Annotated in this window: 19 protein-coding genes; 6 read left to right on the top strand and 13 right to left on the bottom strand. The window is 58.9% G+C overall.

Annotated elements, in window-relative coordinates:
- Nucleotides 1-32 precede the first annotated feature (32 nt).
- Both G583_RS14065 and hutG read left to right on the top strand, forming a co-directional pair.
- Nucleotides 33-641, top strand: coding sequence for a hypothetical protein (locus tag G583_RS14065; protein ID WP_022869817.1), 609 nt, complete (start codon nt 33-35; stop codon nt 639-641).
- A 5-nt stretch (nt 642-646) separates the two neighbouring features.
- Entirely contained in the window at nt 647-1663 is a 1017-nt protein-coding gene (gene hutG / locus G583_RS14060) for a formimidoylglutamase (protein ID WP_022869816.1), read from the top strand.
- Here hutG and G583_RS0103505 read toward each other — a convergent pair.
- The 6 genes from G583_RS0103505 to G583_RS14050 form a co-directional block, all read right to left on the bottom strand.
- Nucleotides 1610-3859, bottom strand: coding sequence for a heavy metal translocating P-type ATPase (locus tag G583_RS0103505; RefSeq protein ID WP_022869815.1), 2250 nt, complete (start codon nt 3857-3859; stop codon nt 1610-1612). The genes hutG and G583_RS0103505 overlap by 54 nt on opposite strands.
- Nucleotides 3860-3885: 26 nt before the next feature.
- On the bottom strand, nt 3886-4101 hold the full coding sequence (locus tag G583_RS0103500; RefSeq protein ID WP_022869814.1) for a heavy-metal-associated domain-containing protein: 216 nt from the start codon (nt 4099-4101) through the stop codon (nt 3886-3888).
- 15 nt (nt 4102-4116) lie between these two features.
- Nucleotides 4117-4425: a metal-sensitive transcriptional regulator gene (locus G583_RS0103495; protein ID WP_022869813.1), complete on the bottom strand. Its 309-nt coding sequence runs from the start codon at nt 4423-4425 to the stop codon at nt 4117-4119.
- 131 nt (nt 4426-4556) lie between these two features.
- Nucleotides 4557-5243: an ion transporter gene (locus G583_RS14055; RefSeq protein ID WP_022869812.1), complete on the bottom strand. Its 687-nt coding sequence runs from the start codon at nt 5241-5243 to the stop codon at nt 4557-4559.
- 46 nt (nt 5244-5289) lie between these two features.
- Nucleotides 5290-7284 carry an aconitate hydratase gene (locus tag G583_RS0103485; RefSeq protein WP_022869811.1) on the bottom strand — a complete coding sequence of 665 codons (1995 nt, stop codon included), beginning with the start codon at nt 7282-7284 and terminating at the stop codon, nt 5290-5292.
- A gap of 105 nt (nt 7285-7389) precedes the next feature.
- Nucleotides 7390-8964: a DUF4041 domain-containing protein gene (locus tag G583_RS14050; protein WP_022869810.1), complete on the bottom strand. Its 1575-nt coding sequence runs from the start codon at nt 8962-8964 to the stop codon at nt 7390-7392.
- Between the two features lie 250 nt (nt 8965-9214).
- Here G583_RS14050 and G583_RS0103475 point away from each other — a divergent pair, with 250 nt between their 5' ends.
- Nucleotides 9215-9784 carry a dihydrofolate reductase family protein gene (locus G583_RS0103475; protein ID WP_022869809.1) on the top strand — a complete coding sequence of 190 codons (570 nt, stop codon included), beginning with the start codon at nt 9215-9217 and terminating at the stop codon, nt 9782-9784.
- On the opposite strand, the gene G583_RS0103470 is transcribed toward G583_RS0103475, so the two are convergent.
- The 3 genes from G583_RS0103470 to G583_RS14045 all read right to left on the bottom strand — a co-directional run bounded on the left by G583_RS0103470 (nt 9774) and on the right by G583_RS14045 (nt 12735).
- On the bottom strand, nt 9774-9992 hold the full coding sequence (locus tag G583_RS0103470) for a hypothetical protein (RefSeq protein WP_245540567.1): 219 nt from the start codon (nt 9990-9992) through the stop codon (nt 9774-9776). The genes G583_RS0103475 and G583_RS0103470 overlap by 11 nt on opposite strands.
- 10 nt (nt 9993-10002) lie before the next feature.
- A complete protein-coding gene (locus G583_RS0103465; protein WP_022869807.1) occupies nt 10003-11370 on the bottom strand; it encodes an amidase in 1368 nt (455 codons plus the stop codon).
- A gap of 117 nt (nt 11371-11487) precedes the next feature.
- Entirely contained in the window at nt 11488-12735 is a 1248-nt protein-coding gene (locus tag G583_RS14045; protein ID WP_245540566.1) for a Glu/Leu/Phe/Val dehydrogenase dimerization domain-containing protein, read from the bottom strand.
- A 164-nt stretch (nt 12736-12899) separates the two neighbouring features.
- Here G583_RS14045 and G583_RS0103455 point away from each other — a divergent pair, with 164 nt between their 5' ends.
- Nucleotides 12900-13814, top strand: a complete 915-nt coding sequence (locus G583_RS0103455) for a LysR family transcriptional regulator (RefSeq protein WP_022869805.1) — start codon at nt 12900-12902, stop codon at nt 13812-13814.
- Here G583_RS0103455 and rraA read toward each other — a convergent pair.
- Nucleotides 13811-14308 (bottom strand): ribonuclease E activity regulator RraA, encoded by a 498-nt coding sequence (gene rraA, locus G583_RS0103450; protein ID WP_022869804.1) that lies wholly within the window; start codon nt 14306-14308, stop codon nt 13811-13813. The two genes, G583_RS0103455 and rraA, sit on opposite strands and share 4 nt — an antisense overlap.
- Before the next feature lie 112 nt (nt 14309-14420).
- Between rraA and G583_RS0103445 the strand changes: the two genes are divergently transcribed.
- Complete coding sequence (locus G583_RS0103445; RefSeq protein ID WP_022869803.1) at nt 14421-14603, top strand: hypothetical protein; 183 nt, start codon at nt 14421-14423, stop codon at nt 14601-14603.
- Between the two features lie 251 nt (nt 14604-14854).
- On the top strand, nt 14855-16198 hold the full coding sequence (locus tag G583_RS14040) for an HNH endonuclease (protein WP_084677227.1): 1344 nt from the start codon (nt 14855-14857) through the stop codon (nt 16196-16198).
- A 106-nt stretch (nt 16199-16304) separates the two neighbouring features.
- Here G583_RS14040 and exaC read toward each other — a convergent pair whose 3' ends face one another.
- The 3 genes from exaC to G583_RS0103425 form a co-directional block, all read right to left on the bottom strand.
- Nucleotides 16305-17828 (bottom strand): acetaldehyde dehydrogenase ExaC, encoded by a 1524-nt coding sequence (exaC, locus tag G583_RS0103435; protein ID WP_022869801.1) that lies wholly within the window; start codon nt 17826-17828, stop codon nt 16305-16307.
- A gap of 90 nt (nt 17829-17918) precedes the next feature.
- Entirely contained in the window at nt 17919-19199 is a 1281-nt protein-coding gene (locus tag G583_RS14035; RefSeq protein ID WP_022869800.1) for a GAF domain-containing protein, read from the bottom strand.
- Complete coding sequence (locus G583_RS0103425; RefSeq protein ID WP_022869799.1) at nt 19196-19600, bottom strand: DUF779 domain-containing protein; 405 nt, start codon at nt 19598-19600, stop codon at nt 19196-19198. Before G583_RS0103425 ends, G583_RS14035 begins: the two co-directional genes overlap by 4 nt.
- Nucleotides 19601-19666 lie beyond the last annotated feature (66 nt).

The raw sequence follows: 19666 nt of genomic DNA, 5'->3' as shown, positions 1-19666 counted from the left end.
CTCGACCACCATGATCCGGGAGATGGTGCCACATGTTGCCAAAACGCATAGATCACACAGTCGCTGCTGCGTGGGGAACAGCCGAAGCCACGGTGTTTTTTATTGTGCCGGATGTCTGGACCAGTTGGCGCGCCCTCCATAACCCGCGACGGGGCATGGCGACTACGGTCTCAGCGCTGGCAGGTGCCCTGGTCGGGGGAGCGACCACGTATAAAACAGCCCAGCAGATGTCACCGGAAGACACCGAACAGGTTCTGACCTCAATTCCGGGCATCTCGGCAGCGATGGTGGCCGACGTGGAGCGGCAGCTGGATGAGCAGGGTTGGTCGGCACTGGTGCTTGGTCCCACCCGCGGGGTCCCGTATAAGATTTATGCCCGCACCCTAGCCCACGGTAATGAATCCTTTGGCCGGTTTATGGCATTGTCAGTGCCGGCACGGATGGTCCGGTTTCTCGCAGTAACAGGAGGCGTTGCCGGACTCGGAAAACTAGCAGACCGCATGGGTGTGGGCAGCAAAGGCAAAGCAGCGCTCTTCTTGGGAGGGTGGGCCGGTTTCTACACCTGGTACTTCACCCTTGGTCCCGGACGCCGCAGCGCCTCCGATACAGTTTCGTCAGATGAACCAGGCACTCTAGGCTAGAACCTATGACAGAATTTGCTTTCCCCACCTGGTCCGGCCGCACCGATGGTCCTGGACCAGAACACGCCCGCTGGCACTGCCGAGTCAAACCCGTCGACAACACCGAACAGGGTTTCGCGCTGTTGGGTTTTGTCTCCGACGAAGGGGTCATCCGGAATCAGGGCCGTGCCGGTGCAGCCGAGGGGCCGGCCGCAATTCGCGGGGCACTGGGATCAATGGCCGTGCACCACGAGATCGCGCTGTTTGATGGTGGCGACGCCGTGGTGTCAGACGGCGACTTGGAAAGTGCGCAACAACGCTACGGGCAGGCTCTAAGCCAGCTGCTGCAACAGCAGAAATTGACCGTGGGACTCGGTGGCGGCCACGAAATCACCTGGGCCTCCTACCAGGGTGTTCGGGCGGCGTTTCCGAATGCGAAGCTTGGCATCATCAACTTGGATGCGCACTTCGACAACCGGCCAGACGAACAGGCCACCTCGGGCACCGGCTTCGCCCAGATCATGGCGGCGGAACAGCACGCAGGCCAGCAACCGGTCGTGTTAACGCTGGGGGTTGCTGAAGCCTCGAATACGCCTGATGTATTCAACCGGGCCCGTGACACGGGTATCGGTTGGGTCACTGATGACCGTTGGGTCACGTACCCCTGCGAGGCCGGCGGTGCGGTGGCGCAGTTGTTGGAACAGGTCGATGTTGTGTACCTGACCATTGATCTCGACGTACTGCCCGCGGCAACGGCTCCGGGCGTAAGTGCTCCGGCGTCTTATGGTGTGCCACTGCCGTTGGTTTCTGCGGTGATCGATCATGTGGCGGCTTCAGGCAAGCTGGTACACGCCGATATTGCCGAGCTGAATCCACATTTGGACCAGGAAAACAGAACTGCGATGGTGGCGGCCCGTTTCGTGGACCGTCTCACCACCGCCGAACGGGGTCAAAACTTTACTGCTGACCAGCCAGCGCAGTCGGCGTACTTAGCGCCCGAAGCGGGTCAGCCGCAGGGAATTGAGTACAACCAGTACCGATGAGGCAGCCATCGCGGCACCAGCGAACATCGGGTTGAGCAGTCCAAACGCTGCAATCGGAATACCTGCCGTGTTGTAGGCAAATGCCCAGAACAGGTTCGTCCGAATAATCCCCAGGGTTTTGCGTGACAGCTGCAGGGACTGCGACACCTGGGTCAGCGATGAACCCATCACCGTAATATCGGCGGCTTCACGCGCAACATCGGTGCCTGAAGCCATCGCAATTCCAAGATCAGCTTGCGCCAGAGCCGGGGCATCATTAACACCGTCACCGGCCATCGCCACGGTCTTGCTGGCGGCTTGCAGTTCTTTGACCTTCTCGACCTTGTCTTCTGGTCGAACACCGGCGAAGACATCATCCGGATTAATACCGACCTCGGCAGCAACCTGGCGGGCCACCGACTCGTTATCGCCCGTGAGCAACATGGGGGTAATGCCCATGTCTTTCAGGTCGGCAATAGCCTGCGCGGAAGTGTCCTTGATCTGATCTTGCAGTGCGACGATACCGGCCAGTTGACCCTCAATAGCTACCCAGACGGCGGTCGCTCCGGCAGCCTCAGCATCGGCGAGCGCCTGCTCGTTTTCTGGGGTGAGCGCACCGGTGTGCTCGACAATAAATGTTGACCGACCGGCGGCAACGCGCTGCTGGGCTCCGTCCATATCGACGGTGCCGATGACGCCACCACCCGCGGTGGACATGAATTCGGTGACTTCGGGAAGTTCGGTCAGTTCTGAGCCAGCCTCCACGATTGCGGTCGCGATGGGGTGTTCGGATCCCAGTTCTACGGCTGCGGCTGCGATGAGTACGTCGTGTGCTGATCGGTTGTCGAATGCAGTGACATCGGAGACGGCCATCTGGCCTTCGGTCACGGTGCCGGTTTTGTCGAGGACCACGGTGTCAACGCCGCGGGAATCTTCCAGTACCTGTGGGCCACTGATCAAAATACCCAGCTGGGAGGCGCGCCCGGTTCCGGCCAACAGGCCGATCGGAGTCGCCAACCCTAGTGCACATGGGCACGCAATAATCAACACGGTGACGGCTGCACGGAACGCCATGGCGGGATCCCCGAGGAGTAGCCAGGTCGCTAGCGTGATCAGCGCGATGACCAACACAATTGGCACAAAGACCGCTGAGATGCGGTCGGCCAGGCGTGCAATCGGGGCCTTTTCGGCTTGAGCACGGGAGACCAGTTGGCCCATCTGGGCCAACGTGGTGTCTGAGCCGGTGCGGGTGGTCCGCACAACGAGTCGGCCAGAAGTGTTGATGGTCGCACCGGTGACGGTGTCGTGCTTTGAAACCTCCATCGGCACGGATTCCCCGGTAATCAGCGAGGTATCAATGGCCGAGTGCCCGGAGACAACGAAACCATCGGCCGCGATCTTTTCACCGGGACGCACCACAAATTCGTCACCCACCACCAGCTGCGAAGCGTTTATGGTGACTTCTTGACCATCGCGCAGTACCGCCGCTTTATCTGCGGCCAGGTTCAAGAGTGAGCGTAGAGCTTCGCCGGCACGGTTCTTCGCGCGGGCTTCAAGGTAACGCCCCAGCAGTAAGAAGGTGGTCACCACACCTGCGGTTTCGTAGTACAGCGTGTGGTCGTGGCTGCCGGCAGCCAACGTCATGGTTGGGTCCAGCACCAATTCCACGGTCGAATACACCCAGGCAGCCGTCACACCGATCGACACCAGCGTATCCATGGTCGAAGCGCCGTGACGGGCTGCTTTGACGGCCCCGCGATGGAATGGCCATCCGCCCCAAAACGTAATCGGCAAGGACAATGCCATGGCTACCCAGCCCCAGTGGGGGAACTGGAAAACCGTGAACATCGAAATAAAGAACAACGGGATGGTCAGGATGGCCGACCAAATCAACCGCGGCTTGAGCTCGGCCACGCCAGGAGCGTCGTCGACCTTGGGCTCTTCAACCTCATCATCGGCGTCAGTGGTATCCGACTCGTCTGGCGCATCACCGTGCAGGGTAGCGTCGTAGCCGGCCTTCGATACGGCATCGATCAGGATTTGATCTTCGAGTCCGGCCGGTACTTTCAGATACGCCTGGTTCAATGGCAGGTTGACCGAAGCTTCTACGCCATCGAGTTTTTCGAGTTGGCGTTCTACTCGGCCCACGCAGGAAGCACAAGACATCCCGGAGATGTCCAGTTCCACATCGCGGGTATCGGTCGTTTCTGATGACATGACAGTCCTTTGAAAAGTTGCGGGGATTATTCGACGACGGTGTAGCCGGCTTCGGCCACGGTGTTGGAGAATTGCTGTGCTGAAGGGGTGGGATTGGAGGTCACGGTAGCCGTGGAGACGCCACCGTTGACCAGGTCAATATCGACGTTGGTGACACCGGGTAGCGATTCGAGTTCGGTGGTGACCGAGCCGACGCAGCCCTGGCATGTGAGACCTTCGAGTTTTAGGGTGGTTTGTGCCATGCGTATCATTCCTTCTTAGCGGAGGAGTCGGCCGATGGTGGTCGACACTTCTTCAACTTTTTCCGTGATCACGTCTTCGTCACCAGAGGCAACCGCCTCAAGGACGCAGTGATTCATGTGGTCGGTCACTAGGCCAAGACTCAAGGAGTGCATGGCTTTATTGACCGCCGAAATCTGGGTGAGCAGGTCGATGCAGTAGGTGTCTTCTTCGACCATGCGTTTGATGCCGCGCACCTGACCCTCGATGCGGGCGAGACGTTTCACGTAGTCCTCTTTGGTCGCGGAGTAGCCGTGCGGGCCGGGATGTTCTTGCATTGCGGTCATAGTTGCCACCTAGTTCTCATGGGTTCGACTACTCCCAGTTTTATACCCCTAGGGGGTATCTGTCAAACAAGAATTGCCCTCAACGAATATACCCGCCAGGGGTATGTGTTTTCTGGTCGTGTATCAGTGAGCTAGGGGAGGGGCGCGGTGTGGTCGTCTGGGGATGTTCCGTCTTCGACCGGGTCACGACGCAGGAAGAAAGCACCGATTGAGCCGGCGAGGGTAGCGAAAACCACCACCGAGAAAACCGCGAGGACGACATGCAGACTGCGCGCGAAGACCGTGTCTGCGCTGAATCCGGCCCCGGTGATGGTTGCCAAGGCCGCCTCGTAGAGGGCATCAAAATAGCTGGGGTACTCTGCGAAGAGATATAGCAGTTGACTCGCGGCCAGAATGACAATCGCGGTCACAGCCAACAGCCAAGCGATCCGGCTCGAGAGTAATTTCCCGGCGGACCGTGAGCCGCGCACTCCCGCTGAGAGTACGGTCCCAAATCGGGCGACGCGCCACACTCGCAGGGCCTGGAGGGCGCGGAAGAATCGCAAAAACGGTACCAGCAGGAAAATCACTTGCCACCAGTTTTTGCGCCAAAAGTGGGCCTGGAAACGTGCAATATAGGCGCGCAACAGGAATTCTGCGACGAAGATGCCCCAGAAGACCCAACCGACGACTGCGAGAACAGCTTGGCCGGTCGGGTCTGTGACAAGGAGCTGTGCAAGGACGACCAGCAGGAATATGATGCCCAGAACACCCATCGGGCGATCGAGGCGTTGCGCGACGGATTCGGCAGCGATGACTTGCTGCTGATTTTTCGTCACCAATCATCCCTCTCGCCGAAGCGCTGCGTCGAAAAGCCCACGGTAATTAACCTTCTGGTTGAGTGGGTTTCATTTCTTCGCGGGGTTCCGGGGTGTCTTTCGAGGAACCGGTGCCCTGCGCGGCGCGCTGTGGAATGCGCCCGCCGGCCAAGACCATTTCAACCTGACGGTCAGATAGCCGGTGACGCAGTTCCAATGGCTCGTTATCCAGCTGCGCGGTGACGGTATTGCCTTGCTCGAGCGCCTCCCACAGTCCGGAAAACTCCAGCACATCATCGCGTCCGATGCGGCCGTAGTCTTCGGGGTTCGTGAATTCCAATGGAAGCACGCCGAAGTTCGCGAGGTTCTGCCAGTGAATTCGGGCAAAGGATTTGGCAATCACGATGCGCAAGCCCAGGTGCCGCGGGGCAATGACCGCGTGTTCGCGCGATGAGCCCTGACCGTAGTTCTCGCCGCCGACGATCGCATGCCCGCCCGGGAAGTCTCCGGCTCGGGTCGCATAGGTGTCATCGACTTGGATGTAGGTGAACTCGGCGATCTTGGGGATATTACTGCGATACGGCAGCACACGAGAACCGGCCGGCATAATCTCGTCGGTCGAAATATCATCGCCGACTCGTAATAGCACGGGCAGATCGATGTCATCGGGGAGACTGTCGAATTCGGGTAGCGATTTGATGTTCGTCCCCTTGACGAGTTCCACTTCTTGGGCTTCGTCTTTCGGCAGTGGCGGTAGCAACATATCCGTGTTCACGGTATACGTTTCTGGTAGTTGAACCTTCGGATAGTCCATCTCCAGATCTCGAGGATCAGTGATCTTGCCGGTGAGTGCGGCGGCCGCTGCAGTTTCGGGTGAGCACAACCACACCGCATCTTCGTCGGTACCTGAGCGGCCCGGGAAGTTGCGCGGCATGGTGCGCAAACTATTACGCCCTACCGCTGGTGCCTGGCCCATACCGATACAACCCATGCAACCGGATTGGTGAATGCGTGCGCCGGAACCGATCAGCTCGAATGTCCACCCGCCTTTGGTCAGATCCATCAGAATCTCACGCGACGACGGGTTGATATCCAGCGATACTTGCTCGTGTGACTGCTGACCTTTGAGGATCTCTGCGACGACGGCGAAATCGCGTAGTCCAGGGTTTGCCGAAGATCCGACGACCACCTGGAAGACTTCTTCGCCGGCTGCTTCGCGCACTGGAACAACATTTCCTGGTGACGACGGCATGGCGATCAATGGTTCAAGTGTGGAGAGGTCGATGTGTTCTTCCACGTCATAGGTTGCGCCCTCATCTGCCAACAGTTCCGTGAAATCATCTGGGCGACCAACCGCGGTGAAGAACGCTTGTACCGCATCATCGGCCGGGAACACACTGGTGGTCGCACCGAGTTCGGCGCCCATATTGGCGATCACGTGTCGATCCATCGCCGTCAGGTGTTTAAGACCTTCACCGTGGTATTCAATGATGCGTCCGGCGCCGCCTTTGACTCCGTGACGGCGCAGCATCTCCAGAATGACATCTTTGGCCGAAACCCAATCGGGCAGTTCGCCGGTTAGTTCCACGCCCCAAATTTCGGGCATCTGCACGTACAGCGGATCACCGGCCATAGCCATCGCGATTTCCAGGCCCCCGACTCCGATCGCCAACATGCCGATCGCACCGGCAGCACACGTGTGCGAGTCCGAGCCGATCATCGTGGTTCCGGGTCGCCCGAAGCGAGCCTGGTGTACCGGGTGCGATACACCGTTCCCCGGTTTGGAAAACCAGAGCCCGTAGCGTTGGGCAGCAGATTGGAGAAAGTGGTGGTCTTCGGGGTTCTTCTCGTCGGTTTGCAGGAGGTTGTGGTCAACGTATTGGACCGAGAGGTCAGTCTTGACCCGATCTAAACCAAGCGCTTCCAATTCCAGCATCACCATGGTGCCGGTGGCATCCTGGGTGAGTGTCTGGTCGATCGACAGGCCGATCTCGTGGCCTGGTTCAGCGGTCCCGCTCACCAAATGGGAGTTTATGAGTTTTTGTGCAACGTTTTGTGCCATGATAAGTCTCACTCCTTATCGTACTTCCGCGGCTGCGGGTTCAGACCTAGTGCCTCTAGGCTAGTTGGCTTCGTAGGGGAGTTGCTAGGACCGGAACGAGGATAACTAGGTTAGGTTCGCAGGCTGGGGGATCGTCCCTTTGCTCCGAAGATCTTCTGATGCCACATATTCTGGGGCATCGGCGGGTTCGTGAAATTCGAGAAGCTGTGCGTCATAGTCCCCGTGGAGTTGGACTAATGCGTCTTTAACCTCTGACGGTGTGGCGTAGAAATATTCTCGTCGGAGATTGATGAGATTCACGCGAGCCGAAGCGAAATGGCGGTGTAAAGCGCGTTCAAGACCGACCGCATCTTTTGCGAAGATTGTAGTGTGACTGTCAAAGTAAAAGGGCACCGACGCGTCACCGAGTTCGCGAACACGTTCGGCTGGGTTGAGCCTTCGTGTCATACCGATCTTGATAATATCTGGGCCAAAGGCACCCCGGTTAGAAATCACATAGACATAGCCCGCCCGTGTATTCGCCATCGTTGATTCAACATCTGACAACTTATCTTCAGCTGCCTCAAGGTCTGCTGAGGCATTGGCGATGGCTTGTGCATCGTCTGAATCTTGGAGAGTTTTCAGCAGAGTTCGATAGTGTTCGACTTCTTTGACTTGTTTGGCCTTTGCCGCGGCTAGTTCTTTCTGGGCTCGACGTTCCTCTCGCTCTCGTGCTCTTTCTTCCCGTTCCAATTCCTTTGCGGCCCTTTTGGCTTCGAGATGTGCGTGGGTAATGCGAAGCTCTTCTTCGCGTAGCCAGACGTAGTTTGGATGGATTCTCAGATCCATCATTTTGCCCATGCGGGCGACAGCTTCAGAGGATTTATGTAGACGTTTAATCGCTGTCGATAAATGACCTGCGCGAACGGTCTTAACTGAGTTTTCTGCTTCAGCGTTGAAGGCGCGAAGGAGGAGTCTGCTCATATCGTTCACCATTTTTCGTCCTTTCGCCACTGAGTTGTCAACAGTCCAAGTGGTAGATGCGCTCGTCGCAGTCTTGTCCTTGACCATCCCTTTGATTCTTGTTTTTACCCGTTTCAGTTCGTCGCCATAGTGGACGGAATCAGCTGCGGGGTTCTCGAAATTGTAAAGCCCGTAATCATTGAGATTTACCATTTCTTCAAGATCCACGACGTTTTCCTTGAGTTCATCACGTTTCTGGCGCTCCGACGCGATGTCGTCGACAACAGCCTGTTTGCGAGCCTCAAAAGCAGCTAAATCGGCTTCTTTCTGCTCTGATAGCTCATTGATTGCTGTCTCTCGTTCTGCAATTTCGCCATCGAGTCGTTGGGCTTCTTCGTGACGTTGTAATAGGTTCATGTCGTCGATTTGTATGAATCTATTGCGCAGATCGTCATGTTCTTTCGCCACGTGATCGAAATTGATTTTCGACTCATGAAGGTCCGCTTGTAGTTGCCCAATACGGTTGTTGGCCTGGTGATATTGCCACGTGACTGCTTGAAGACGCTCACGGTCCGCTGCATGGTGCTTACGTAGGTTTACTACATATATGAAACCGGGAATCGTTAACGGGAGGGTTACTATCGCAATACTCATCGCGGCCAAGGCAATGAGAGTAACGATGAACATGGTTGTGCTAATGGAGGCTGGTTGTTTATGCGGCTGCTGTGGTGTTTGCATCTTCAATCTATTCTCGGTGTGAATCAGGGCCAGGAACGCTGATCTTGTAACAAGCTATATCCACTATTGCTTCAAATGTGAAGTACTGCGACTTTGTGACGGCTACGGACTTATGAAGACGTGAGAATCTTCTGGAAAATGGCACTTCTCGGCCTTGACGGAGACTGGAATTCGTGCAATGGGTGGTGCACAGTGACGGGGTGCACTAAAATTCGGCTCACGCAGTGCTGAACCTTAGAGGAGTGCGAGCATGGCGAAGTTAATTGTCTGGAACATTGTCTCTGTTGATGGCTACTTTCAGGGTGTAGAACCGTGGGACCTGCGGCTCCATGAATACATCTGGGGTCAAGACCTGCAGGATCTCAGCATGCAATTCGGCCGTGAACTCGGATTACTCGTGTTCGGTCGAGTCACCTACGAAGGCATGGCGGAACACTGGACAACTACCACGGACGAGGGCGAGATCGCCGAGTATATGAATGCCGCACCCAAGTTGGTGGCTTCCGAAACGCTCACGACGGCTCACTGGAACAATACCCAAGTCACAGACGATATTGTGGGCGAGCTGACACGTCGTAAGGCAGCCGACGACCGCCCGATCTATGTGTTTGGTAGTGCACGACTGGCGGATACGTTGCTGCAAGCAGATCTCGTGGATGAGCTCCTCATCGGCGTTGCACCGGTGCTGCTGGGAGAAGGAGAGCCCTTGTTCAAACCTGCCCCAGTGCCGCGGCCGTTGACGTTGCTCGAAACACGACCGACCGACACCGGCGGTGTACTGATGCGATACGCAGTACAACCTCCCCAAACTAATGGTTGACTGATCCACGGGGCAGGATGAGCAACTCACGCGGACCTTCCAGGCGTGCGAGTGATATCTTGACCTCAGTCAATTGAGCGTCTGTGCGTCGTATCATCCATGCGAAACCAGCAAAAAGCCCACCGCCGAGCGTGACCAGCAAACCGGCGGCGGAAAAGATAATCGCAAGCAGCTCTGCCGACATATACATAGCTCCATTCTGCCCCATCGGTCACCGTCTAATCCAGCAAACGCTCCACGAAATGGGCAGCCGCTAGTACACGATCGTCGGCGTGACGCGGTCCTATAATCTGCAATCCGACCGGTAACCCCTCGGTCGTTGTCCCGACTGGGATGCTGATGGCAGGCTGTTGGCTGAGGTTGAAGGGATAGCTGAATGTCGACCATTGCGGCCAGCGCTCCAGATCACTTCCGGGTGGCACATCATGGCCGGCTTCAAAGGCAGCAATACCCACGGCGGGTGTCAGCAGGAGATCGTAACGTTCGTGGAAGGCGCCCATGGTGATCCCAACCTGGGCTGCAACATCGCGTGCCTGCAGATATTCGACGGCGGTGTGCTGCATGCCCTTGTCCCATACCCGTGCCAGTCCGGGATCAACGGTGTCGCGGGCGCCAGGCATTTTCTCCAAGAGTGTTGCAGCCCCACTGGACCACAGGATCTCGAAGGCCTCGAGTGGATCCCAGAGCCCGGGATCTTCGACCGTGACGCTGAGCCTGGCGTCCCTGATCCGTGCGATGGCATCTTCAATGACCTGAGCGATCTCCGGATCCACGGACGCGAAGCCGAGATCGCGAGAGTAGGCGAGGCGCATACCAGTGACATCGCGGTCCAGTGCGCTGCGGAAGCTGGTGCGTGCGGGGGCCTGGGATGTGGGATCCCGGTAGTCCGGCACGCCAAGGATATCCATCAGCAGTGCAGCATCTTCAACCGTTCGGGTCATTGGACCGGCGTGGGCCAACGGTCCAAATGGACTGGCCGGGAACATCGGAACGCGGCCGTGGGTTGGTTTAAACCCGACGATGCCGCAGAACGCGGCCGGAATGCGAATGCTCCCACCACCGTCGGTACCAACGGCGCACGGGCCCATCCCGGCCGCTACAGCTGCCGACGCACCGCCGGATGAACCACCTGCGGTCAGGCGTGGATCGATGGGGTTTCGGGTTACACCGGTCAGCGGGCTATCGGTGACCGCCTTCCAAGCTAATTCTGGGGTGGTGGTTTTGCCGGCAAAGACCATCCCGTCGGCGCGCAACCGTGCGGCAACCGGGGAATCCTCGGTCCAGGGCTGGTCGGGATCCACTGCTCGTGAACCACGCAGTGTTGGCCATCCGTCGGTGAGAAAAATGTCTTTGATTGAAACCGGAACACCGTCGAGCAGTCCCTGTGGCTGGCCGGTGTGCCACCGGGATTCGGAAGCACGGGCTTGCTCAAGTGAGGTCTCGCGATCCAAGAAGCAGTACGCGCCAAGCGACTCGTCGATCGCTTCGATGCGGTCGAGTACCGCTGTTGTCACGTCGACGGGCGACAGCTCTCGGCGGGTATAGGCCTCGACTAACTGTGCGGCGGTCATGTTAGTGGGGTTCATAGCGGCTCCCGGGGCGTGGTGTACAGGTGCCCAACCTGTGGCCCAGCAGCATCCGGCTGACAGGGCTTGAAGACAACCTAGGATCGAAGCACGGTGATGTCAATGCATCTTCGTCGACTAGGGGACCAGCATGTGGGTGTTGGCCAGTGCGCGATGGTTCGTGTCGGCAAAGCTCAGTGCACTCCGGCGCGGCAGTACGGCCGATTCGCTCCACTCAGCGAGCATGAATGCGACCTTTGCCTGCATTTGGTCGCTGAGCATTTGGAATGAATCCTCCGGATCGGTTCCCACCAGCCCCCGCAACAGCCACCAGGTCCAGGCGGCCGCTCCGGCATTGGCGACGAAGTCGGGGATCACCGGCACGCCACGCACTGCCAGTAGCTCTTCGGCTTCGGGTGTGGTGGCAGAATTCGCCGCTTCCACGACGGCTCGGGCCTGAACCTGCGGCACCGCGTCAGCCATCACAGCGTAGGACAGCGCTGCGGGGATGAGAATATCTGTCGGCAGCGACAGTACTGCTTCACGGGGGAGCCGTTGCACGTGGTCCGGCACCCCTGCACGGTCAATTTCGCCGTAGGAGTCCCGCAGCGCCAACAGTGCTGGAACATCGAGCCCGTGCGGATCATACAGCGTCCCGGCCGCATCAGCGATGGCAACCACTTCTGCCCCGGCGTCGTGCAAGAACCACCCGGCGCCGCCGCCCATGGTGCCAATACCCTGGATCGCGACGGTGGTATCGGACAGGTTCCAGTCCAACGCCCGTGCTGTCCCGATGCACGCTTGGGCGACGCCGTATCCGCCGATCACATCGCGCAATGGCAGCCCGCCCGGAGCCTGGGTTGCCATCCCGTCGAGAACCCGCTGCAGGGTCTGGTCGGGATTGGGTGAGCGTTGAATGGCCGCGTGGTAGGACGTGCTGAGTCCAAGGGGCTGCAGCACGTCGTCGAGATCACTCTGGCTGATGCCCATATCCTCGGCCGTCACCCAGTGTTGGTCAAGCCACGGCAGCATGGCTATGTAGAAGCGCTGCAAGATCTGAAGGGCCTGGGGGTGATGCGGATCCAGATCCAGACCGGCTTTCGCACCGCCCACGGGTAAGCCAAAGGCTGCAGTCTTCAGGGTCATACGACGAGCCAAATCCGTCACCTCGGCCAGCGTGCAGCCAGGCCGCATGCGCGTGCCCCCGGTGGCGAGTCCGCCGACCAGACTGTGGATGACCAGAAAACCGCGAGTGCCCGTCACGGGATCCACCCACGGTTGCTCGTGTACCGGTGGCCCGTCGATCATCGCGGGCGTATCGGGGTGACGCATTCCAGGCGTCAATTGGGATGCGTCTTGCCTGGAAGAATGTGGAATTGTTGTCAAGGTTCTCACCTCCAGCGTTGGCCGAATAACCGGCCTGTTGAGCTGTCAAGCAGCCTGTAGCCCCAGTGTGAATCACGGTGCGCGCAAGCGTCTAGTTGCAGTTTCTGCACGATGACTTTCACGGTTTCTGAATGGTTGAAATGCACGCCCAGTAGAATGGGGCCATGGACCTGTCATTGCGTCGTTTGCGGATGCTGCGTGAGCTGCACCGGAGGGGTACTGTGACCGCAGTGGCAGCGGCCCTGCACTATAGTCCCTCCGGCATATCTCAACAGTTGGCCCAGTTGGAACGCGATGTCGGCGCGGTACTTGTTGAACGCATCGGACGTCGTATCCGGCTGACTGAGCTGGGCTTACTCCTTGCAGAACACGCGGAGGACATTCTGTCGGCGGTAGATCGTGCTTCGATGGCGCTCGAACAGGCACAGGACGGGGTGTCAGCGCGACTGACCGCTGGCGTGTGGGCTTCCGTGGCATCGGGACTGGTCACCCCGGCTTTGGGAGCGCTGGCCAAGGAGTATCCCGGCCTTCAGGTGCGCACCGTAGAGTTGGCTCCCGAATCGACGGCTGAAGCCGTGATGGACGGTTCCTTAGATTTCTCGTTCGTCATCGACTACATGAATTATCCACTGGCCTGGGACCCGGCGCTGATCCGCGAGGAGATCGCGGTGGAACGGCTGTATGCTGCGGTGCCTGCGGGCAGTATTCCGGGGCCGACCGTGGCGTTGTTGGACCTGAGCGAACAGCCCTGGATTCTGGCGGGTTCGCGCTCGCATTTGGGCAAAGCGGTTTTGCTCGCCTGCCGAGAACAGGGTTTCGATCCGCAGATCATGCACACGGTTGAAGAACAGCCGACGGCGTTGGCTATGGTCGCCGGTGGGCTGGGCGTCTCGCTGGTTTCCGACCTCGCCCTGGACTCGGTTCCCGAAGGCGTCAGTATTGTGTCGTTGGATCAGCCGGTCATGCGCACCGTTTCCATTGCCCGGCGCCGTGCGGCAGGCCCACGGTCTGCTCTGGACCTGGTGATTGACGCGGTCCGCACGGCAGCCGCAGGAAAAGGTATTGCCAGCGGGACTTAGACGGCTTGAATGTCCCGTGCGTCAACGATGACGCCGTCTTCATCGGCGTAGACCATGGCTCCGGGCACAAATTCGACGTTGTGCAGGGTCACCGAGACATCGCGGATCCCAATCTTCTGCTTGGCGGATTTACGCGGATTAGAACCTAGCGCTTTGACGCCCAGCGGGAGTTCTTCAATCTCATGACGATCGCGGACGGCTCCGTGGATAATGACCCCGGCCCAACCGTTCTCGGCAAAAGCCTTGGCCACGTTGCCACCCATCAGTGCGGTGTGCAGGCTACCGCCGCCGTCAACCACGAGCACCTGCCCGTTGCCCGGCTCCTCGGCGATGGCCTTGACCAGCCCATTATCGTGCAGGCACTTCACGGTGCGAATGCGGCCGTGGAATTGGCGATGCTGCCCTAAACTTTGCAGCTGCAGGTCCAGGGAGGCCACCTCGTCTTCGAAGTCATCGTAGATATCGGAGGTGTAGAAGATTTCACGGTTGGTCATGATGGTCTTTCTGGTTGGAAGTGCGTTTTGCTTCCTCGTGCTCACCTCGGCAACTCTAGCTTCTGAGCAGCAATCACGACTAGAGTCGTGGACCCGAGCGAAAGGAGTAGACATGGTTGCCGAATCCAAGAAACCAAACCTCGAAGTACCCGAAGAGGACCTTATCGACGAACAGACGGATGACGAGTCCCGTCCTACCCCGCTTGATACCCGTGAAACGTTGGTGAATGAAGCCGACTGGGCGGACCAACAGATCGATGCCTCGTTTGATGAGGACGACGAACCTGACGTTTAACCCCATGCAACGGCAACTCCAGAGAACCGGTCGGGGTCCCGCATCAACTCTTCGCCAGTAAAGTGTGCTGTTGTTGTGCACAGTAGGTACCAAATCGTGCAGCCCGGCGAAAATATCACGACGAAAGCTTGGAGTCGCTTGGTTGCGGCTGCCCCCGCTACGGCCAAATTCCTTGCGGAGGGAGCTCAGATGAGCAGCGTAGCTGCCGGCAGCCGCTTATCGTGTCCTACCCCCTGACTAGCATTGGGGGTATGGAATTACAGCATGTGGCAACAGGGAATCCGGCACAGGACGCGATGACCGTCCTGGCCGGTCTGCCGGATGCTGCTGATCAGGGACAGGCGGTTGATCGGCTCCAGCAGTTAGAACAGGCCAAGCGCATGCTGGCTGCAGCTCAGGCCGAGGCTACCCACACCTTTCTCGCGTTCCGCGAAGCCGAGGAGCGCGATCTACGGATCCCGCAGTCCCAGCATCTGCAAGGTCTTGAAGCCGAGGTGGGGTTGGCTCGTGGGGAGTCACCGTATGTGGGTGGGGCGTTGACGCTGCTGGCCCGGGCTCTGCACACAGTTTTACCGAATACCCGGGCTGCGTTGCGGTCTGGGCGGGTCAGTGAGTATCACGCCCGCCTGGTGGCCGAACACACCAATCATTTGCGTGACGCGCATCGACGGGAGATTGATGCCGCCATTGCCCGCCGCCTGGGCACAGCGTCGAGTTCCCAGCTGCGCAAGCTTATCGAGGGCCACGCCTACCGGTTGGACCGCCAGGCCGCGGAGGACCGGGCCAACCAGAATACGGCCCGGCGACGGGTATGCTTAGCTCCGGCCAGTGACAACCAGGTGTATGTTACCGCAGAACTGCCCACTCCAGAAGGCCTTGCCGTTATGGAATCGCTGGAAACCAGAGCTCGGCAGCGTCAAGCCGCCCACCGCGCCTTCAATCCGGATGGTGAGTCGTTGGGTCGGGAACAGGTCATGACGGATTTGTTCGTCGAACTGCTCACCGGACAAACCACCGCCCGCGGGGTCACCGCGGAGATCGTGGTGGTCATGCAGGACTCCACGGTGTTTGGGGATGATGATCTGCCGGCCTGGATCATGGGCCATGGGCCAATTCCCGCCGGCACCGCCAAAGATTGGCTGGCTGACCCAGAGGCCAGAAAGTTTTTACGCCGCATGTACACCCGCCCCACCGACGGCCAGTTAGTGGCCTTAGAGTCTTCCCGGCGGTGCTTCCCCGACGGATTAGCCAAGATGTTGCGACTGCGGGATGATACGTGTCGCACTCCGTGGTGTAACAGCTCGGTTCAGGACGCGGATCACCGCACCCCCTGGGCTGCTGGTGGCGCCACCAGTTGGCAGAACGCCACCGGACTGTGCAAACGGTGCAACCAGCGTAAAGAACACCGCGGCTGGACCTATTCTGGCAGCCCGGATGAGCTGACCGTGACTACCCCGACCGGACATGCTTACACGGTACCCACCAGACCACCGTTATCCGAGATCGCCTCCTGGAACAGCGACCCACCACCACTGAACACCACCATTGATATCGGTTTACCGGCTGCGAGCGTCATTTGGGCCGAGGCAGCATAACACTCGACCATGCTGCACGTTCAGGTGATAGTTGGGGTGTCAGAGCCAAGGAGCGCAAGATGGCCGCCGATCACTGGATCGGCGGCCATTCGATAGGAGAAGTGGTTTAGAAGAAGCCCTGCGGCTGTTCGGTGTAGGACACCAGCAGATTCTTGGTCTGCTGGTAGGCCTCGAGCAGCATCAGGTGTGTTTCACGACCAAACCCGGACATCTTGTACCCGCCGAAGGCGGCGTGGGCCGGGTAGGAGTGGTAGTTATTCACCCACACGCGGCCGGCCTGGATGTCGCGGCCCGCACGATAGGCGATATTGCCGTTGCGTGACCACACCCCGGCGCCGAGTCCGAACATGGTGTCATTGGCGATGGATAGCGCGTCGTCGTAATCCTTGAACGTCGTGGTGGCGACGACGGGCCCGAAGATCTCTTCCTGGAAGACCCGCATGTCATTGGTACCGCGCAGCACGGTGGGCTGGACGTAGTAGCCACCGGAGAGCTCACCGCCAAGATCCAAGGAATCGCCACCGATCAGCACTTCGGCGCCACCTTGTTTGCCGATATCCATGTACGACATGATCTTTTCGAACTGGTCGTTGGAGGCCTGGGCGCCCATCATGGTGTCGGTGTCCAGCGGGTTGCCTTGTTTAATCTGCTTGACCCGTTCGATCGCCAGGTCATAGAAGTCATCGGCCATGCTCTCTTGGATCAGTGCACGGGATGGGCACGTGCAGACTTCGCCCTGGTTGAGCGCAAAGAATGCGAAACCTTCCAGCGATTTCTGCAGGAAGCCGTCGTCGGCATCCATGACGTCACTGAAGAAGATGTTCGGGGATTTACCGCCCAGTTCGAGTGAGACCGGGATGATGTTTTCGGTGGCGTACTGCATGATCATGCGCCCTGTGGTGGTCTCACCGGTGAACGCGATCTTGCCAATCCGCGGGGAGCACGCCAGCGGTTTACCGGCTTCCAAACCAAAACCGTTGACGACGTTGAGCACACCGGGTGGAATGAGATCGCCGATCAGGTCCATGAGCAACATGATCGAGGCTGGCGTCTGTTCGGCTGGTTTCAGCACGATACAGTTACCACCGGCTAGCGCAGGAGCAATCTTCCAGGTTGCCATGAGGATCGGGAAGTTCCACGGGATGATCTGCCCGACCACGCCCAATGGTTCGTGATAGTGGTAGGCCACGGTGTCGTCATCGATCTGCGACAGGCTACCTTCCTGTGCACGGATGGCACCGGCGAAATAGCGCAGGTGGTCAATGGCCAGTGGAATGTCGGCGTTGAGGGTCTCGCGAACCGCTTTACCGTTATCCCAGGATTCGGCCACCGCAATTTTTTCGAGGTTTTCTTCCATGCGATCGGCCATGGCCAACAGCACGGCGCCACGTTCGGTCGCCGAGGACTTATTCCAGGTCTTGGCTGCGGTATGCGCAGCATCGAGAGCAGCGTCAATATCTTCGGCGGTACCGCGGCCCACTTCACAGAAGGCTTGGCCGGTAATTGGAGTGGGGTTTTCAAAGTACTGGCCCTTGGCCGGGGCCACCCATTTGCCACCAATATAGTGGTCATAGCGCGAACGGAAGTCAACGATGGCGCCTTCGGTATTGGGGTTTGCGTAGACGGTCATGGTGCAGCCTTTCCCTAAAACGTAGAACTTGAGGTGATGCGGATCACTCTAGGTTCGATGGGGTTGCACCAACGTTGCAACGTGGTGCGCCTAGTGCATGAGCCGTTGCAGGGTGGCGGTAGCGACTGCCCGACGCGGACTGTTTGGCGGCAGTATTTTCAGCGCTAGCATCCACGCTTCGACATCGTTGGCGGCCTGACTGCGCCCCAGGTATGTCCAGAGTTGTTCGGCGGTTGCATCGGCCAGCACCGCTTCCCGCAGGGTCATGGCCAACTGCTGTCGAATCTCTGCGATACCTGGCGCCTCGGAGTTCGGCAAGACATCTGCTGGCGCGCACTGCAGGGCGGCGGTGATATCACCTTGATGTAGTGCGTTCATGGCGGCTGTCGCATCGGTAGTTAGCGGAGTTTCAAGCCGGTAGGGCTGCGAGTGCAGCGCGATCGGGTAGTGACTGGTATCGCGCAGCTTGCGCAACCGGGAAATTTCAGCTCGCACCGTGGTGAGTCGCGCTCGCAGCTGGTCCGGGGCCAGTTCTCCGAAGAGTTCATAAGCAAGCTGAGTGGCGTTAAGGCCGGCGCGGTGCCAGTCCAATAGCGTGAGAATCTCGGCGTGCCGGTTCGACAGTCGGGTATTGCCCAGCCGCGCGGTGGATCCGCTGGCGACCGTGAGTGGTGGGGTGGTGTGCAGTGGCGGTGCCGCATCACCCGCTGAGGGGAAGATATGTGTGGCCCAGAATTGCTCGATGGCTTGGGCGGTATTGCGCAGCATCGCCAAAGCCAGGGGAGTCACGGCGGTATCTGAGCCAGTAATGTCGAGCATGCCTAAAATGCCACCCGACGGATGGTGTAGCGGAATGGCGCTGCAGTAAAAATCATGCACGTTCTGGCTGAAGTGCTCTGCGCCACCAACCTGGGCTGGTGCGCCGGTTGATAGTGCGGCACCCGGGGCGGAAGTGCCCATCGAGGCCTCGGACCAATCGGTGCCCGGGGCGAAGCCAATGTCTTCGGCGCGGGTTCGCGTAGTGCTGGCGCCATCTACCCACAGTAGGTGGCCTGCGGTATTTGAGATCGCGGTGATGAGTCCCACGTCGTGCGCCGGGGCCAGTAAGGTGCGGAGCATAGGTAGGACGGCGGCAATCGGGTGACTTTTGCGATGATCAGCCAGGGTATCGGAGGTAATGCTGGCCGGAGCGGTCACCCTCTGCGGGGTCGTGTGGAGTTCGAGACTTCGACGCCAGGATTCAGTCACAGTTGAGCGCACGCCCGTGGGATCTACGACGGCGTCTTGGAGTTTCTGGTGGGCTGCGGCAACCGCACGTTGGTAGCTGTCATCGGCGGGGTTCTGGCGTGGATACTGCCTAACAACCGTCATGACGGCAGCAGGGTGGAGCGCATGATGAAGCGCTTTCCTTCGGGGGTTTCTACCGAGAATCCGGCGCCGCGACCATCCACAACTTCCAGGGTGATGTGCGAGCCACGAATGTAGCTGAAGTGCGGTTTGCCCACCCAGAACCCAATCTCGGCTGTTGGGAGGGCGTCGGTTGCGGGCAGTTCAAAGGTCCCCAATAGGACGTCTTGTGCGCCGGTGCGGAAGTCTCCCGCCGGGTAGCACATGGGCATCGAGCCGTCACAGCAGCCACCTGAGAGGTGGAACATCAGATCTCCGTGGATGCCGCGCAGTTTTTGTAAGAGCTCGAGTGTTTCGTCGGTCATGGCTACCCGGGAGAAGTCTTCACCGGGAATTTCTGGACGTGAAGCAAGGATGGTAGTCATGACAGCAGCCTAACGTTAAACGTGATAAACGTCACTGGGGCTGATGGTCTGTCAGTGTGGATTTTC

The organism is Yaniella halotolerans DSM 15476 (assembly GCF_000420805.1).
Lineage (GTDB): Bacteria > Actinomycetota > Actinomycetes > Actinomycetales > Micrococcaceae > Yaniella > Yaniella halotolerans.
This window is presented reverse-complemented; position numbering and strand designations above follow the sequence as displayed.

Coding starts and splice junctions, on each gene's coding strand:
- G583_RS14065 (WP_022869817.1), top strand. CDS start 33: ATGTTGCCAAAACGCATAGATCACACAGTCGCTGCTGCGTGGGGAACA.
- hutG (WP_022869816.1), top strand. CDS start 647: ATGACAGAATTTGCTTTCCCCACCTGGTCCGGCCGCACCGATGGTCCT.
- G583_RS0103505 (WP_022869815.1), bottom strand. CDS start 3,859: ATGTCATCAGAAACGACCGATACCCGCGATGTGGAACTGGACATCTCC.
- G583_RS0103500 (WP_022869814.1), bottom strand. CDS start 4,101: ATGGCACAAACCACCCTAAAACTCGAAGGTCTCACATGCCAGGGCTGC.
- G583_RS0103495 (WP_022869813.1), bottom strand. CDS start 4,425: ATGACCGCAATGCAAGAACATCCCGGCCCGCACGGCTACTCCGCGACC.
- G583_RS0103485 (WP_022869811.1), bottom strand. CDS start 7,284: ATGGCACAAAACGTTGCACAAAAACTCATAAACTCCCATTTGGTGAGC.
- G583_RS14050 (WP_022869810.1), bottom strand. CDS start 8,964: ATGCAAACACCACAGCAGCCGCATAAACAACCAGCCTCCATTAGCACA.
- G583_RS0103475 (WP_022869809.1), top strand. CDS start 9,215: ATGGCGAAGTTAATTGTCTGGAACATTGTCTCTGTTGATGGCTACTTT.
- G583_RS0103470 (WP_245540567.1), bottom strand. CDS start 9,992: ATGGGGCAGAATGGAGCTATGTATATGTCGGCAGAGCTGCTTGCGATT.
- G583_RS0103465 (WP_022869807.1), bottom strand. CDS start 11,370: ATGAACCCCACTAACATGACCGCCGCACAGTTAGTCGAGGCCTATACC.
- G583_RS0103455 (WP_022869805.1), top strand. CDS start 12,900: ATGGACCTGTCATTGCGTCGTTTGCGGATGCTGCGTGAGCTGCACCGG.
- rraA (WP_022869804.1), bottom strand. CDS start 14,308: ATGACCAACCGTGAAATCTTCTACACCTCCGATATCTACGATGACTTC.
- G583_RS0103445 (WP_022869803.1), top strand. CDS start 14,421: ATGGTTGCCGAATCCAAGAAACCAAACCTCGAAGTACCCGAAGAGGAC.
- G583_RS14040 (WP_084677227.1), top strand. CDS start 14,855: ATGGAATTACAGCATGTGGCAACAGGGAATCCGGCACAGGACGCGATG.
- exaC (WP_022869801.1), bottom strand. CDS start 17,828: ATGACCGTCTACGCAAACCCCAATACCGAAGGCGCCATCGTTGACTTC.
- G583_RS14035 (WP_022869800.1), bottom strand. CDS start 19,199: ATGACGGTTGTTAGGCAGTATCCACGCCAGAACCCCGCCGATGACAGC.
- G583_RS0103425 (WP_022869799.1), bottom strand. CDS start 19,600: ATGACTACCATCCTTGCTTCACGTCCAGAAATTCCCGGTGAAGACTTC.